Genomic DNA, 14,526 nt, shown 5'->3' on the forward strand with positions numbered 1-14,526 from the left:
ACGGTGCTTTTGAAAAGCGACCAGGCACCCGCAGAGGTGTTTCTTCCAGCAACCCTGCCTTGACCCGTGAGAACGTTATGGAACCCGGAAACGCCCAGCTGTCGATGACGGTACTGATGACCCCCGACATGGCCAACTTCTCAGGCAATGTCCACGGCGGCACCCTGCTCAAATACCTCGACGAAGTGGCCTACGCCTGCGCCAGCCGTTATGCCGGCCGCTACGTGGTGACCCTGTCGGTGGATCAGGTGATTTTCCGCGAGCCGATCCATGTCGGCGAACTGGTGACCTTCCTGGCGTCGGTCAACTACACCGGCAACACCTCGATGGAAGTCGGCATCAAAGTGGTGACCGAGAACATCCGCGAGCGCTCGGTACGCCACACCAACAGCTGCTTCTTCACCATGGTCGCGGTAGACGATCAGCGAAAACCCGCTGCCGTACCGCCGCTGCAACCGCAGAACAGCGAAGACAAACGCCGCTACATGCAGGCGCAGCAACGCCGGCAGATCCGTCAGGAGCTGGAAAAGCGCTATCAGGAAATCAAGGGCGACGCCTGAAATTTGTAGCGATCTGACGACCGCTATCGCGAGCAGGCTCGCTCCCACAGGTGATGTTTTATCCGTGGGAGCGAGCCTGCTCGCGATTGAAGCCGATGCGGTATCAGAGGCTGATCGGCGTGGCCTCGAACTTCACCCGCGGATGCGCAATCCGGTCCTGCGCTCGCACCAGCTGCAGCTCGTAACTGGCGCAGGCCTGGGTTTCCAGCAGCACTTCATGCACCGCTGCGGCGGTGAATTCAAACGCCGCCACCAGGCTATCTCCGAGCAGCACGCGCGCCAGGAACAGGCCGGACGTCAGATCGCCCACCCCCACCGGCTGACGCGGAAACGCCAGCAGCGGACGACGCAGATGCCAGCTGCCCTCGGCCGTCACCAGCAACATTTCAAAGCCATCCGCCGGTTTGCCCGGATAATCCAGATGCTTGACCAGCACCGCTTTCGGCCCACGTGCCAGCAGCGCCCGCGCCATCGCCAGGCAATCGAACAGCGACTGCGGCTTGCGCCCGGAGAAGCTGTCCAGCTCCAACTGGTTCGGGCACATTAAATCCGCAACGGCAGCGGCTTCTTCCAGCAGGAAATCACTGACTTCAGCAGGAACGCTGCAGCCCTTTTCCGGATGCCCCATCACCGGGTCGCACAGATAAAGGGCTTTCGGGTTGGCTGCCTTGATCCGCTCGATGCCACTGAGAATCGCCCGCCCCTGCGCCGCACTGCCGAGATAGCCGGACAGCACCGCGTCGCAATTGCCCAGCTCACCGATCGCGGCGATGCCTTCGACCAGTTCGGGGATCCGCTGCGGCGCCAGCACTTCGCCGGCCCACTGGCCGTACTGCGTGTGGTTGGAGAACTGCACCGTATTGAGCGGCCAGACATTTACCCCGACCCGCTGCATCGGAAAAACCGCAGCGCTGTTGCCGGCGTGGCCGAACACCACATGGGACTGGATGGCGAGCAGATGAGGCGTACGTTTCATTCGGGTTTTTCCGTAAAACGATTGAAATTCAAGCCGCGCAGTATGCGACGAAACGCAGCCTGTACGACAGACCGGCGACGCAGTTAAGCTGACGCCATCATTTGGAGTTTCGTGTTGATGCTCACCCTGGAAAACATTTTCGTGCTGATGCTGTTCGCCGTCGCCGGTGCGTGGCTCTGGCACAACCACGGCTTGCGCGAGCGGGCGCTGGAGCGGGTCAAACAGCATTGCGTGAATGTCGGCGTCGAGTTGCTCGACGGTAACGTGGCGCTGAAGAAGATCGGTCTGATCAAGGACGCCAGCGGTCGGCGACGTCTGGCCCGGGTCTACAATTTCGAATTCACCGTGACCGGCGAAACCCGGCACAACGGCACCATCACCCAGTTCGGTGCGCACAGCGCGCAGATTGAACTGGCGCCCTACCCGGCGCCATTTGATGACACGCCGCCCGTGGTGGAAGTGACCAAGCCGCGTGGTGAAGTGATCGAGCTGAGCCAGTGGCGCCAGGAACACACCAAGTGGAAGCCTTGAATCAGCCCGTCTGAAGCCGACACCAGGCCAGCCCGGCCTGTAATTCACTGACTGCCTGCGGTTCGTCGAAAATCAGCTCGATCCGGGAATCCTTGCGCCATTCACTGGGCACCCAACTGAGCTCGGCATTGTCCAGCGCATTGGCTGACTGCCAGCCTTCCGGGCTCTGAATCACCAGTTTGGCCCGGCGCCAGTCCAGGCTTTTCAGCCATCGGGTTATCCCCGACACGTCGAACACCTGGCTCGGATGCCAGCGCCAACCGATGCTCCAACCACTCTCCTGCGCCTGGCTCAGGCAGATCGGCAATGCCGGATCGCTCCAGATGGCCGGCATCTGCGCCAGCCCTTGGGGGACGATCAACTTATCCACACCTGCTTGCGCCTGCACCTCCAGACCTGGCAACTCGCTCAGCGGCAACATCGCCTGCTGCGTCCAGATCAATCGTACAGACGGCAACTGTCTGGTGATTAGTTCACGCGAGGGCTCGTCGAGGCATTCTGCTTTGTTCAACAGCAGCAAGCCTGCGCTGGACAAGGTTTCTCGCTGCGCGTCCGGCAGCGGTTTGCCCGCGACGAGGGCCTGGGCGTCCAGCACCAGCACGCAAGGTTGTACGGCGAGAACGCCTTGCCACGGCGCCTCGCTCAGCTGCTTCAGCAACTGCGCCGGATGCCCAAGCCCCGAGGGCTCGATGAACAGGCGGTCCGGCCGTGCCTTGCGCAACAAACGCCCCAGACCAATCTGGAACGGCGCACCGTTCACGCAGCATAAACAGCCCCCGGCCACTTCGCCCAGTGCGATACCATCGACGTCGCGGGTCAACAGCGCAGCGTCGAGCCCGATCTGGCCGAACTCGTTGATCAGCACCGCCCAACGCTCGCCCGTCGGGCGCTGGGCCATGAGCTGGCGGATCAGGCTGGTCTTGCCCGCGCCCAAGGGGCCGGCGATGACGTGGGTGGGAATGTTCTGCAACATGATCAAGGTTTTCTGGAGGTCGAAGATGCGGTGGATGGGATGGTCGTTGCTGCTGGCGCTGATGTCGGGCGAGGCGCTGGCACAGGCCTGCGTGGTGCACAGCCAGGCGGAGCGGCTTGACGTGAAAGTCTGCCAGCAGAACCGCAACATCCCGGAAAAACTGTTCAGCGACGGCTTCTGTCAGCCGACCCTGGCCGGGCAGAAAGTCGAGGTTCAATATGTCGACCAGTGCCCCGCCGGCGCATTCGGCGTGTGCAGCAACGCGCAAGTCGCCAATATGCCTTATCGCCAGGATATCCACTATTACGGCGTGGCCACCGATGCGGCGTATTTGCAGCCCTATTGCGAGGCCCAAAGCCAGGGGAAATGGCTCAAGCCCTGAGGCGCTATCCGAGCCAGTCGAGGGTCAGCATCAGCCGCCGCTCTCCCGGCGCCGGTTGCGGCGAGCGATGAATCAGGCCGAAACCTTCGTTGCCGTGCCATTTTTCGCCCTTGAGCAATGCCACTTCGCCGCGATTCAATTGCTGAATCCGTGACGCTTCCTGCGGCTCGGCTTGCGGCTGTCCCAGTTGCCGACGATCCATCTGCCCTTCCCTTAACCATTCACTGCCGACACCTGCGTATGTCGTGATCAACCGCACCGGCACATGATCGACGTGAAAACGCGGACACATGGCCTTGTCCAATACCCGCAGGCGCAAGCCGATCCGCCGCGCGCCCAGCAGGCAGGCGAAGGCACTGACCAGCCATTTCAGATCGGCGATAAATCCTTCGTAGCCTTCCAGATCGCGAAAGCCGCTGGCCAGTCCCGTGAGATCCGGTTCTGCGTCTTCGTCCGGCAATTCCAGGCACAGCGCCTCGGCGTAAGGTTCGTTCAGAGACAACAATAAGTCCGCGAACACGGCAATGTGCAGCGGAAGCTGTCGTTGCCAGACCGCGAGGTTGGTCTCATCGTCAAGAATGTCCGCCAGCGCCTGCGGGGTCTGGCCGAGCGATTGATGACGTGTACTGCCTGGCAGCGGTTTCAGGGCGAGCATCAGGCCACCTCGTCGTGCCAGGAGCCAAAAGGATCGCGCAGTTGTAGCCAGCCTTGAGTACCGAGCGCCATTTCGGCGTCGGTCAGCAGGCAATCATCGAGTTCCGACGATAGCTGTGCGAAATCGATGTTCTGCCCAATAAACACCAGCTCCTGACGACAATCGCCTACGCTGGCGATCCAGTTTTCCATGATCGCGACGGTACTTTCCTGATCCTGCGGCCACTGTTCTTTTGGCACGAAGCGCCACCAGCGCCCGGCGAAACCGTGGCGCATCAGGCCACCTGCCTGGGACCAGCTGCCGGCGTCGGTGGGTTTGCTGGCCAGCCAGAAGAAGCCTTTGGAGCGCAGCAGTTTGCCGTTTACCCAAGGGCGATCGATGAAGTCGAAGAAACGCTGCGGATGAAAGGGCCGGCGTGCCCGATAAGCCGTGGATGCGATGCCGTACTCCTCGGTTTCTGGCACATGTTCGCCACGCAGTTCCTGTAGCCAGCCCGGGGCCTGGGCGGCCTTTTCGAAGTCGAAGCGACCGGTATTGAGAATCTTCGCCAGCGGTACTTCACCCATGACCATCGGGATGATCTCAGCCTGAGCGTTGAGGCGTCTGAGAATGGCCATCAACTCCTCCCGCTCGCGGCTGCTGATCAAGTCGATCTTGCTGATCAACAGGACGTCGGCGAACTCGATCTGCTCGATCAGCAGATCGGTGATCGAACGCTCATCTTCTTCACCGAGGAATTCGCCACGGGACGCTAAGTTTTCCGCGGCCTGGTAGTCCGGCAGGAAGTTCATGCCGTCGACTACAGTGACCATGGTGTCGAGGCGAGCGATGTCGGCGAGGCTTTGCCCCTGCTCATCACGGAAGGTGAACGTCTCGGCCACTGGCAATGGCTCGGAGATTCCCGTGGATTCGATCAACAAGTAATCGAAACGGCCTTCACGAGCCAGCTGGCTGACCTCTTCAAGCAGGTCTTCGCGTAACGTACAGCAGATACAGCCATTGCTCATCTCCACGAGCTTCTCTTCTGCACGATTCAGGCTGACATCACGCTGGACTTCGCCGCCATCGATGTTGATCTCGCTCATATCGTTAACGATAACGGCCACGCGCAGATCGTCTCTGTTACGTAGTACGTAATTCAAAAGTGTACTTTTTCCGGCGCCGAGAAAGCCGGACAAAACGGTCACGGGAAGTCGGGAAGACATTGGATAAACCTCATCAGACGGTCGCTAAACAGCGCTGGAGGCTCTCAGGGGCCTGCGTTCTTGGGCTTCGATGAGATCACCAGGGAAGCGGACGCTTGAAATGGAAGCCACGGAAAGCCTTGTCCGATTAATGTTATAGTATAACAATAAAATCAATCCACTCTCTTCTTGCCCAAAGTGACAAAGGGCCCGAAGCTGTAATCAGATCGCCGCCGAGTTACGTCATGAAAACCGCGTTGAAATACTCGTTTATCTGCCTGGCATTGCTGACGCTGACTGCCGAAGCACAAGTGCCGGGGCTCGCCAATTGCACGCGCAGCGCGAACCTTCTGGCGTGCATCGATGGCAACGGCAACGCTTATAGCGTCAACACCGTCGGCAGCACGATTTACCTGCGCGGATTCGAGAAAGCGGGCAACCGCTATTGGACACAAACCAACAGCCGCTACGGGCAACTGACGTTCTTCACCGGCATCGCTTCCGATGGGGAAGCCTGGGTTGGCTACAACCGGCGAGTGGGCTGGACGACGATCAATCGGTTCTCCAGCTCAGGCGGCAGCAGTGCGAAGTTCACCTGCAGCCGGATCACTGGCTGCTAAACCGGCGATCCTTTCTGCTCTTGTTGCCAGGCCATGTAGCTGTCGACAGGCGGATTCTTCTGGAAGTAGCGCTGCAAGCCCTCAAACAAACCGTCTGCCACGGCTTGCTGATGACGCGCCGTCACTAGGCGCTGACTGTCCCGTGCGTTGGAAATGAAACCGGTTTCCACCAGGATTGACGGCACATCCGGCGATTTCAGAACGGCAAATCCAGCCTGTTCCACGCGCTTTTGGTGCAGCGTGGTGATGCCGGCCAAGCTGCCCAGCACCGTGCTTCCGAGTTGCAAACTGGCGGCGATGGTTGCGCTCATCGACATGTCGAGGATCACGCCAGCGAGCATCGGATCCTTGTCCTTGAGATTGAGCAGGCTGGACGCGCCAAGCAGATCCACACCGTTCTCACGCTGCGCCATGAACCGCGCGGTCGCGGATGTTGCGCCGCCTTCGGACAGGCAATACACCGACGCGCCAGAGGCGGTCAGACGCGGCGCAGCATCGGCGTGCACCGAGATGAACATGTCAGCCTTGTGCTGGCGCGCGATCTCCACACGCTTGCGTAACGGGACGAAGAAATCGTCGTTACGAACCAGCTTCACATCAAAGCCTTTCTCTCGTTTAAGCCGACGCGCGAGCAATTGCGCGATGGACAAAACCACATCCTTTTCCCGCTCGCCTTTGGCGCCGATTGCACCCGGATCTTTTCCGCCATGCCCTGGATCCACCACCACCATGATGTCGCGCTTGGGGTGAGATTTTTCCTGGGGTGTTTCACGTGGAACGCTCGCCCGGAGCCCCGCTGATGCGCTCATCAGATCTAGAACCAGACGATGCCCTTGCCCATCCTGAGGCGCCAACAAGAATGAATTGAGCTGAACCGGGCTGCTTAGATCCAGCACGATCCGGGTGTTCCCTTGGCCAAAATGGCCGGAGCGGATCGAATGAATAGGGGTGCCGGATAACGCCAACTGGCTGAAATCCCCACTCAGGCTGGCGCCGCTCAAATCGATGATCAACCGCTCCGGCGCACTCAAGGTGAAGGTCTTGTAGCTCACAGGACCACTCAGATCGAACACCAGCCGAAGCTTGTCATCCGAACGCCAAAGCCGCGCATTGCGTATCTGCGTGGCGGACACCGAAAAAGGCAAAACAAAGGCCGCGCTGGCCAGCATCAGGTTGAGCAAGTGGCGTCTGTGCATATGAAAGCCTGTTCATGAAAAAGGCATCGTGGTTTGAATTGTTATAATGTAACATCAAATTCAATCACCATGATGGAACTGCTCATGAACGCGCTGACTTTGCCGGATGTCGCGGCTCAAGCCGCCCGCCAGGCCCTGCCTCTCGAATGGGTGGGGATGTGCGGCATCGCCTTACCTGTATTTATCGAAGGCCAACGTCTGGCTGCCAGAGCGGATGCAGGCGTCAGCCTGGATAATGGAGACGCACGCGGCATTCACATGTCGCGGCTTTATCTGGGGCTGGAAACGCTGGAGCAGCAGAATCTTTCTCCCGCTCTACTACACCGAGTTCTGCAGCGCTTTCTCGACAGCCACGAAGATCTGTCTGATGCCGCCTATCTCAATATCCACGCCGATTTACTCTTGAGAAGGCCCGCGTTGGTCAGTCCTCTGGCGGGATGGAAAACCTATCCCGTCACTGTTTCAGCCCAGCTAAAAAACAAAGTGTTCCACGTGGAACTGAAAATCGACGTCGCGTATTCCTCAACCTGCCCGTGTTCTGCGGCATTGGCGAGGCAGTTGATCCAGCAACAATTCGTCGACGACTTTGCCAACAAACCACTGCAACACGCCGACGTGTTGGCGTGGTTGAGTTCAACACAAGGCATCGTGGCTACACCTCACAGCCAGCGCAGTACCGCCCAGCTACATTTGCACCTGGATGAATTCGTCGACGAACTACCGCTGACATCCATCATCAACGACGCCGAAGCAGCCCTCGGCACCGCCGTGCAAACCGCTGTGAAACGCGCCGACGAACAAGCCTTCGCCCTCGCCAATGGCCAGAACCTGATGTTCTGCGAAGACGCCGCCCGACGCCTGAACCTGGCACTGCGCCGCTCACCCGGTGTCAGCGAATTCCACGTACGAGTCATCCACGCCGAAAGCCTTCATGCTCACGACGCCGTCGCCGAGAGTCATTGGCGCCGGGAGCAGCCATGATTCGCTGCCACAACCTGAGCTGGGGAATACCCGGCCAACCGCTCACTGCACCGCTCAACCTGAGGTTGGAAAGCGGCAGCCTGACGGCAATCATCGGCGTCAACGGCAGCGGCAAAAGCAGCCTGCTTAAAGTCATCGCCGGTCTACAGCGACCGCTGGCCGGCAAGGTCGAGTTGGGTGTTCCACGCCAAAGCGGTTTGTCCTTCCTGCCTCAGCAACAGCATCTGGATCGACAGTTCCCGATCAGTCTTCAAGAGTTGGTGGCCGCCGGTTTCTGGGGACGTCGACTGTCCTCGCAACTGAGAGCCCAACGTCTCGAATCCGCACTGGAAGACTGGCACCTGAGCGGACTGGAACATCGCCCCCTGATGGCCCTCTCCGGCGGGGAACTGCAACGCGCCCTGCTCGCCCGATTGAGTCTGGCCGACACACCGTTGCTGCTGCTCGACGAACCCCATGCCGCGCTCGACGAAATGGGACAGACACTGTTGTGGCAACACCTGCACGCCTGGCACGAACAAGGAAGAACCCTGGTCGTGGTTTGCCATGACCTTGCCGCCGTGCGCCAACACATTCCACAGACCTTGCTGATCAAACCGAGCGGCTGCGCATTCGGCAGCAGCGTCGACCTTATCCAGCAAACACCTCACACGCAGGTGGCCTGATGCTCACGCTGAGCCATTTATGGCAACCGTTCCACGAGTTCGTTTTCATGCGCCGGGCCCTGCTCGGCGGTCTGGTCCTGGCGTGCAGCACGGCACCACTGGGCGTGTTTCTGATCCTGCGCCGAATGAGCCTGATTGGTGACGCCGTTGCCCACGGCATCCTCCCCGGCGCCGCGTTGGGGTTCTGGTTCGCCGGGTTGAGTCTGCCGGCGCTGACCCTCGGTGGACTCGGTGCCGGTCTGAGCATGGCCGGACTCGCCGCGTGGATCACCCGACGCACCGGCCTGCGCGAAGACGCCAGCCTCGCAGCCATCTATCCAATCTCGCTGGCCAGCGGCGTGCTGATTCTGGGAATCGCGGGCAAGCGACTCGATTTGCTCCACCTGCTATTCGGCTCCGCACTGGCGGTTGACGGCCCGACCCTCAACGGCATGTTGTGGGTATCGGCGCTCAGCCTGATGGCCATGGCGCTGATCTATAAACCGTTGCTGCTCGACACCCTCGATCCGTTCTTCCTGCGCACAGTCAGCCGACTCGGCCCCGTCGCCCATGGCGTGTTCCTGACGCTGGTGGTGCTCAATCTGGTGATCGGTTTCCAGGCCATCGGCGCCTTGATGGTGGTCGGACTGATGATGCTGCCCGCCGCCGCTTCACGCTTCTGGAGCCGACGCCTGCCGATCCTGATTGCCATCGCCGCGCTCATCGGTTGCGCATCGGTATGGCTCGGCCTGTTGCTGTCGTTCTACTACTCGCTGCCCAGCGGCCCGGCCATCGTGTTGGTCGCCGGTGGCGGTTACCTGTTATCCGTGGTGTTCGGACCGGTTCATGGTCTGTTGCGCCGCCCGCCTTTGCTCACATCCCAATGAGGTGTTTTCCGATGCGCGATCTACTCGTGTTGTTCAGCCTGATGCTGTCGATGTCGTTATCGGCGGCGGAAAAACTGCCGGTGGTCACCAGTTTCAGCATCCTTGCCGACATGGTGCATCAGGTCGGCGGCGAGCATATCCAGATCACCAACATGGTCGGCCCTGACGCCGATGCCCACACTTACGAACCGACGCCGGATGACGCCAAGGCCCTGCTCAAGGCGAAACTGATCGTCAAGAACGGGCTAGGTTTCGAGCCTTGGCTGGATCGGCTGGTCGCCAGCACCGACACCAGAGCTCCGGTAATCAGCGCCAGTCGCGGCGTGATTCCGCGCTCGCTGGATGAGGACGGCGAAACCGTTCCCGACCCTCACGCCTGGCACAATCTGGCGAACGCCGAGCTGTACGTCGCCAACATCACCAAGGCGCTGATCGCCGCCGACCCGGCAAACAAAGCCGACTACGAGCGTAACAGCCAGGCCTACCTGAAACAGATCTACGCCCTCCTCGCCCAAGCGAAAGCCAAGCTCGGTTCATTGCCGCCGGGCAACCGCAAGATCGTTACCAGCCACGACGCCTTCGGTTATCTCGGTCAGGCCTACGGCATCGACTTCATGGCGCCACAAGGTCTGTCCACCGAACGCGAACCCTCCGCTGCCGAAGTCGCCGCGCTGATCACCCAGATTCGCCAGGCCAAGGTCAAAGCGGTGTTCATGGAAAACATCAAGGACGCGCGCCTGCTGAAACAGATTGCCGACGAAAGCGGCGCACACATCGGCGGCACGCTGTACTCCGACGCCCTCGCCGCCAGCGGCCCGGCCAGCACCTTCACCGGGCTGTTCGAATACAACCTCAACACTCTTTACCAAGCCCTGAGCCAACCATGATCCGTAAAAATCCTTCCGGTGATTTGCCGCAGATTGCCGAGTCTGCCTACGTCGATAAAACCGCGATCATCTGCGGCAAAGTGGTGATCGGTGAAAACGTGTTCGTCGGCCCGTACGCGGTGATTCGCGCCGATGAAGTGGACGCCACGGGCGAGATGGAACCGATCACCATCGGCGCCAATTCGAACATCCAGGACGGCGTGGTGATCCACTCCAAATCCGGCGCGGCGGTGACCATCGGCGAATTCAGCTCCATCGCCCACCGCTCGATCGTGCATGGCCCGTGCACGGTCGGCGACCGGGTGTTCATCGGTTTCAACAGCGTGCTGTTCAATTGCGTCGTGGGCAACGGTTGTGTGGTGCGGCACAACTCGGTGGTCGACGGCCGAGATCTGCCGGACGCGTTCTACGTGCCCTCCACGACACGCATCGGCCCGGGCACCGACCTCTCGCAATTCCCGCCGGTGAGCGTCAGCGCTTCGGAGTTTTCCGAAGACGTGGCGCGTACCAACGTCGACCTGGTGCGCGGCTACAAAGCCCTGCAGAACGAGTTCTGAACCATGAGCAGTGTGCTGATTCGCAATGCGCGGCTGGTGAACGAGGGGCGTGAGTTCGACGCCGATCTGTTGGTCAGCAACGGGCGCATCGTCAAGATCGCCGGCAGCATCGAAGGTGAAAACGCGACCCGTGAAATCGACGCCACCGGCCAATGGCTGCTGCCGGGAATGATTGACGACCAGGTGCATTTCCGTGAGCCGGGTGCGCCGGCCAAGGGCAGTATCCACACCGAATCCCGTGCAGCCGTGGCCGGGGGCATCACCAGTTTCATGGACATGCCGAACACCAACCCTGCCACCCTGACCCTTGACGCGCTGGCCGACAAAAAGCGCCGGGCAGCGATCAATTCGGTGGCCAACTACGGTTTTCACTTTGGTGTCAGTCACGACAATCTGGACATTGTCGCGGCGCTCAATCCGAGCGAAGTGGCCGGGGTCAAAGTGTTCATGGGCGCGTCCACCGGCAACATGCTGGTGGACGACCCCAACACCCTCGAGCGCCTGTTCGCAGAAGTGCCGACGATTCTGCTGGCCCACTGTGAGCACACGCCGAGCATCGAAACGAATGCCGCAAACCTTCGCGAACGCTTCGGCAACCAACTGCCACCCGACGCCCATGCGCAGATCCGCAATGCCGACACCTGCTTTCGCTCATCCTCTCTGGCGGTGGATCTGGCCCGACGTTACGGCACTCGTCTGCACGTCCTGCACCTGACCACGTCGCGCGAGCTGGCCCTGTTCGAAGACAAACCGCTGACGCAAAAACGCATCACTGCCGAAGTCTGCCTGCATCACTTGCTGTTTGATGACCGTGACTATCCGAACCTCGGCAACCTGATCAAATGCAATCCGGCGATCAAGTCCCAGAGCGATCGTGACGCCCTGCGCCAGGCGCTGCTGAGCAATCGACTGGACGTGATCGGCAGCGATCACGCGCCGCACACCTGGGCGGAAAAACAGCAAGCGTATGAACAGGCACCGTCAGGACTGCCACTGGTGCAACACGCACTGCCGGCGTTACTGGAACTGGTGGCGGATGGCGTGTTGCCGATCACCACGCTGGTGGCGAAGACCAGCCACCGGGTGGCGGATCTGTTTGCCATTCCGGATCGCGGTTATTTGCGTGAGGGATATTGGGCGGATCTGGTGTTGATTCAACCGGAGCCCAAGGGTGTCGCGGTGTCACGTCAGCCGGTTCTGTCGCAATGCGGCTGGACGCCCTTCGCTCAGCGCAGCTTTCGGCATCGGGTCAGCACGACGATGGTGTCTGGGCAGATCGCGTGGCATGACCATCGGATCCATGACAACTGCCAGGGATTGCCGCTGCGGTTCATGCGCTGAAAAAAACCGCCTCCACTCGATGTGGAGGCGGTTTCGATGGTGACGTTACGCTCTCGGTTTGACGGTGCCGCAATCCTGACCCAGCCAGACTGCCCGGGTTTCCAGACTGCCCTTCTGGTTGATCCCGATGGCATTGAAAGTACCGTTGGCGACGGTGGTGAACTCACGGTCACTGAGGAACGTCGCGACGCCAGTGCCCTGGGCTTTCGGGCAACTGAAGCGGAATTTCCACTGGTTGCCGACACGCTCGGTGATCTGCTGTTTGCAGCCCGACTGCGGGTCCGCCAGCGGAATATCGTTGGTCGCCACCTGCTGCGGCGTCAGGCAGGCGCGGATGCCCTTGCCACCGATGTTGATCCCCTGCTTCTCCAGTTCCGCCCGTTGCTGCGGGGTGATCTGGCCCTGAATCTGGCCGAGGATCGACTGCACATCCATCACCTGATCATCGACCTTCACATTGCTCGACGTCATTTCCCACAACCCCGGCTGCAGCATTTGCGCCTGAGCAACCACCGGCAAGGCCAAACCCAGGCCCAGCGCCAAACCCAGCAGACGAACGTTCATTGAAAAACTCCTGATCAGTAGTGGCCGTTAGACGCCGGCCGCCTGTTTCGGTTCATGGCGGGCGCTGGCGGCTTGAAAACAAATAGCGACAATCGCCATGGAACATGGTCTGTTAAGCATTGAATCTTCAGGAGCAAGGTTGCCCCATGGATTATTTCGGACCGCACATTTTCGGTTATCTGATCGCCCTGATACACACCCTTGGCTCGATCGCCGCGATCCATGCCGTATTGACCGTACGCACCGCCCAAGGCTCGATCGCCTGGGCGCTGTCGTTGATCTTCATTCCCTACCTCACACTCATCCCGTATCTGGTGTTCGGCCGCAGCACCTTCGATGGCTACATCAAGGCCCGCCGCCAGGCCAACGAACAGATGCGCCAGGCGATTTCCGAACTCAACTGGCGCCCGTGGGTGGAAGAAGCCCTGACCGCCCGCGCCTCGAATGCCTATGACTCGTTGCGCGCGATGCCGAAGCTGGGACGCATGCCGTGCCTGGCGAACAATGAAGTGCGATTGCTGATCAACGGCGCGGCCACCTTCGAGGCGATTTTCCACGCAATCGACCAGGCGCGGGAAGCGGTGCTGATCCAGTTTTTCATCATTCACGACGATCGTCTCGGTCAGCGCCTGCGCGACCTGCTGCTAAAGAAAGCAGCCGAAGGCGTGGTGATTCATCTGCTCTACGACCGCATCGGCAGCCACGCCCTGCCCCACAGCTACGTGCAGGCGCTGCGCGACGGCGGCGTCGAGGTCAAGGCGTTCGCCACCCGCAGCGGCTGGCTCAATCGGTTCCAGGTGAATTTCCGCAACCACCGCAAGATCGTGGTGGTCGACGGGCTGATCGGGTTTGTCGGCGGCCACAACGTCGGCGACGAATACATGGGTGAAAAACCACCGCTGGCACCGTGGCGCGATACCCACGTCCAGGTGCGCGGCCCGGTGGTGGCGTGCATGCAGGAGTCATTTGCCGAAGACTGGTTCTGGGCCGCGCGATCGTTGCCGCCGCTGATCCTGCCGGACGCGTACCCGGAGGACGGCGTGCTTTGCCAATTGCTCGCCAGCGGCCCGGCGGATGCTTACGAAACCTGCTCGCTGTTCTTCGTTGAGGCCATCCACGCCGCCACCGAACGCGTGTGGATCACCAGCCCCTACTTCATTCCCGACGAAGCCGTGTTCGCAGCATTACGCCTCGCGGTGCTGCGCGGGGTCGATGTGCGCCTGCTGCTGCCTTCGCGTCCCGACCACCGCATCGTCTACGCCGCCTCCAGCCTTTATGCGTTCGAAGCGGTACGCGCCGGCGTGCGGGTATTCCGCTACGAACCAGGGTTCCTGCATCAGAAGGTGGTGTTGATCGACAGCGAAATCAGCGCGATCGGCAGCGCCAATCTGGACAACCGTTCGTTCCGGCTGAATTTCGAAGTGATGCTGCTGACCGTCGACAGCGAGTTCGCCGCCAGTGTGGAACAGATGCTCAACGATGACTTCGCCCAAGCCTATGAAGTCGCCAAAGAAGAAAGCCGGGAGATCCACCGCCTGCAACAGGTCGGCATGCGGATCGCCCGGCTGATTTCACCGATTCTCTAGAT

At 60.5% G+C, this 14,526-nt stretch carries 17 protein-coding genes; 11 read left to right on the plus strand and 6 right to left on the minus strand.

What is annotated here, in order from left to right; translation table 11 throughout:
• Positions 1 to 77: 77 nt before the first annotated feature.
• The gene (locus C1X29_RS16525; RefSeq protein ID WP_003229693.1) at positions 78 to 560 is read left to right on the plus strand and encodes an acyl-CoA thioesterase; all 483 of its coding nucleotides are present in this window, start codon (positions 78 to 80) and stop codon (positions 558 to 560) included.
• A 103-nt stretch (positions 561 to 663) separates the two neighbouring features.
• Here the strand turns inward: C1X29_RS16525 and pdxY are convergent, their stop codons facing one another.
• A complete protein-coding gene (pdxY, locus tag C1X29_RS16530) occupies positions 664 to 1,536 on the minus strand; it encodes a pyridoxal kinase PdxY (RefSeq protein WP_102717920.1) in 873 nt (290 codons plus the stop codon).
• 117 nt (positions 1,537 to 1,653) lie between these two features.
• On the opposite strand from pdxY, the gene C1X29_RS16535 reads away from it, so the two are divergent.
• Entirely contained in the window at positions 1,654 to 2,067 is a 414-nt protein-coding gene (locus C1X29_RS16535) for a DUF3301 domain-containing protein (protein WP_007954242.1), read from the plus strand.
• Position 2,068: 1 nt separating this feature from the next.
• Here the strand turns inward: C1X29_RS16535 and C1X29_RS16540 are convergent, their stop codons facing one another.
• Positions 2,069 to 3,040, minus strand: coding sequence for a GTP-binding protein (locus tag C1X29_RS16540; RefSeq protein WP_102717921.1), 972 nt, complete (start codon positions 3,038 to 3,040; stop codon positions 2,069 to 2,071).
• 25 nt (positions 3,041 to 3,065) lie between these two features.
• Here C1X29_RS16540 and C1X29_RS16545 point away from each other — a divergent pair, with 25 nt between their 5' ends.
• A complete protein-coding gene (locus C1X29_RS16545; protein WP_102717922.1) occupies positions 3,066 to 3,422 on the plus strand; it encodes an NADH:ubiquinone oxidoreductase in 357 nt (118 codons plus the stop codon).
• A 4-nt stretch (positions 3,423 to 3,426) separates the two neighbouring features.
• On the opposite strand, the gene C1X29_RS16550 is transcribed toward C1X29_RS16545, so the two are convergent.
• Entirely contained in the window at positions 3,427 to 4,077 is a 651-nt protein-coding gene (locus C1X29_RS16550; RefSeq protein ID WP_102717923.1) for a DUF1826 domain-containing protein, read from the minus strand.
• Positions 4,077 to 5,282: a zinc metallochaperone GTPase ZigA gene (zigA, locus tag C1X29_RS16555; RefSeq protein WP_102717924.1), complete on the minus strand. Its 1,206-nt coding sequence runs from the start codon at positions 5,280 to 5,282 to the stop codon at positions 4,077 to 4,079. The genes C1X29_RS16550 and zigA overlap by 1 nt, the downstream gene beginning before the upstream one ends.
• Positions 5,283 to 5,506: 224 nt before the next feature.
• On the opposite strand from zigA, the gene C1X29_RS16560 reads away from it, so the two are divergent.
• Positions 5,507 to 5,881: a glutamine synthetase gene (locus tag C1X29_RS16560; protein ID WP_102717925.1), complete on the plus strand. Its 375-nt coding sequence runs from the start codon at positions 5,507 to 5,509 to the stop codon at positions 5,879 to 5,881.
• Here the strand turns inward: C1X29_RS16560 and C1X29_RS16565 are convergent.
• Positions 5,878 to 7,077 carry an N-acetylmuramoyl-L-alanine amidase gene (locus C1X29_RS16565; protein WP_102717926.1) on the minus strand — a complete coding sequence of 400 codons (1,200 nt, stop codon included), beginning with the start codon at positions 7,075 to 7,077 and terminating at the stop codon, positions 5,878 to 5,880. The genes C1X29_RS16560 and C1X29_RS16565 overlap by 4 nt on opposite strands.
• An 84-nt stretch (positions 7,078 to 7,161) precedes the next feature.
• Between C1X29_RS16565 and folE2 the strand changes: the two genes are divergently transcribed.
• The 6 genes from folE2 to C1X29_RS16595 are packed head-to-tail and all read left to right on the plus strand — an operon-like array spanning position 7,162 to position 12,374.
• Positions 7,162 to 8,058 carry a GTP cyclohydrolase FolE2 gene (gene folE2 / locus C1X29_RS16570; RefSeq protein ID WP_102687936.1) on the plus strand — a complete coding sequence of 299 codons (897 nt, stop codon included), beginning with the start codon at positions 7,162 to 7,164 and terminating at the stop codon, positions 8,056 to 8,058.
• Positions 8,055 to 8,723 (plus strand): metal ABC transporter ATP-binding protein, encoded by a 669-nt coding sequence (locus tag C1X29_RS16575; RefSeq protein ID WP_102687935.1) that lies wholly within the window; start codon positions 8,055 to 8,057, stop codon positions 8,721 to 8,723. Before folE2 ends, C1X29_RS16575 begins: the two co-directional genes overlap by 4 nt.
• Positions 8,723 to 9,589: a metal ABC transporter permease gene (locus C1X29_RS16580; protein WP_039765042.1), complete on the plus strand. Its 867-nt coding sequence runs from the start codon at positions 8,723 to 8,725 to the stop codon at positions 9,587 to 9,589. Before C1X29_RS16575 ends, C1X29_RS16580 begins: the two co-directional genes overlap by 1 nt.
• An 11-nt stretch (positions 9,590 to 9,600) precedes the next feature.
• The gene (locus C1X29_RS16585; protein WP_102717927.1) at positions 9,601 to 10,476 is read left to right on the plus strand and encodes a metal ABC transporter substrate-binding protein; all 876 of its coding nucleotides are present in this window, start codon (positions 9,601 to 9,603) and stop codon (positions 10,474 to 10,476) included.
• On the plus strand, positions 10,473 to 11,033 hold the full coding sequence (locus C1X29_RS16590) for a carbonate dehydratase (RefSeq protein WP_011336655.1): 561 nt from the start codon (positions 10,473 to 10,475) through the stop codon (positions 11,031 to 11,033). The genes C1X29_RS16585 and C1X29_RS16590 overlap by 4 nt, the downstream gene beginning before the upstream one ends.
• A gap of 3 nt (positions 11,034 to 11,036) precedes the next feature.
• Positions 11,037 to 12,374 (plus strand): dihydroorotase, encoded by a 1,338-nt coding sequence (locus C1X29_RS16595; RefSeq protein ID WP_102717928.1) that lies wholly within the window; start codon positions 11,037 to 11,039, stop codon positions 12,372 to 12,374.
• Positions 12,375 to 12,419: 45 nt separating this feature from the next.
• On the opposite strand, the gene C1X29_RS16600 is transcribed toward C1X29_RS16595, so the two are convergent.
• The gene (locus tag C1X29_RS16600) at positions 12,420 to 12,938 is read right to left on the minus strand and encodes a DUF3617 domain-containing protein (RefSeq protein ID WP_007954220.1); all 519 of its coding nucleotides are present in this window, start codon (positions 12,936 to 12,938) and stop codon (positions 12,420 to 12,422) included.
• 146 nt (positions 12,939 to 13,084) lie between these two features.
• Between C1X29_RS16600 and cls the strand changes: the two genes are divergently transcribed.
• Entirely contained in the window at positions 13,085 to 14,524 is a 1,440-nt protein-coding gene (cls, locus tag C1X29_RS16605) for a cardiolipin synthase (protein WP_011336657.1), read from the plus strand.
• Positions 14,525 to 14,526: the final 2 nt, after the last annotated feature.

This window comes from Pseudomonas sp. GW456-12-10-14-LB2 (assembly GCF_002884345.1).
GTDB lineage: Bacteria > Pseudomonadota > Gammaproteobacteria > Pseudomonadales > Pseudomonadaceae > Aquipseudomonas > Aquipseudomonas paraglycinae.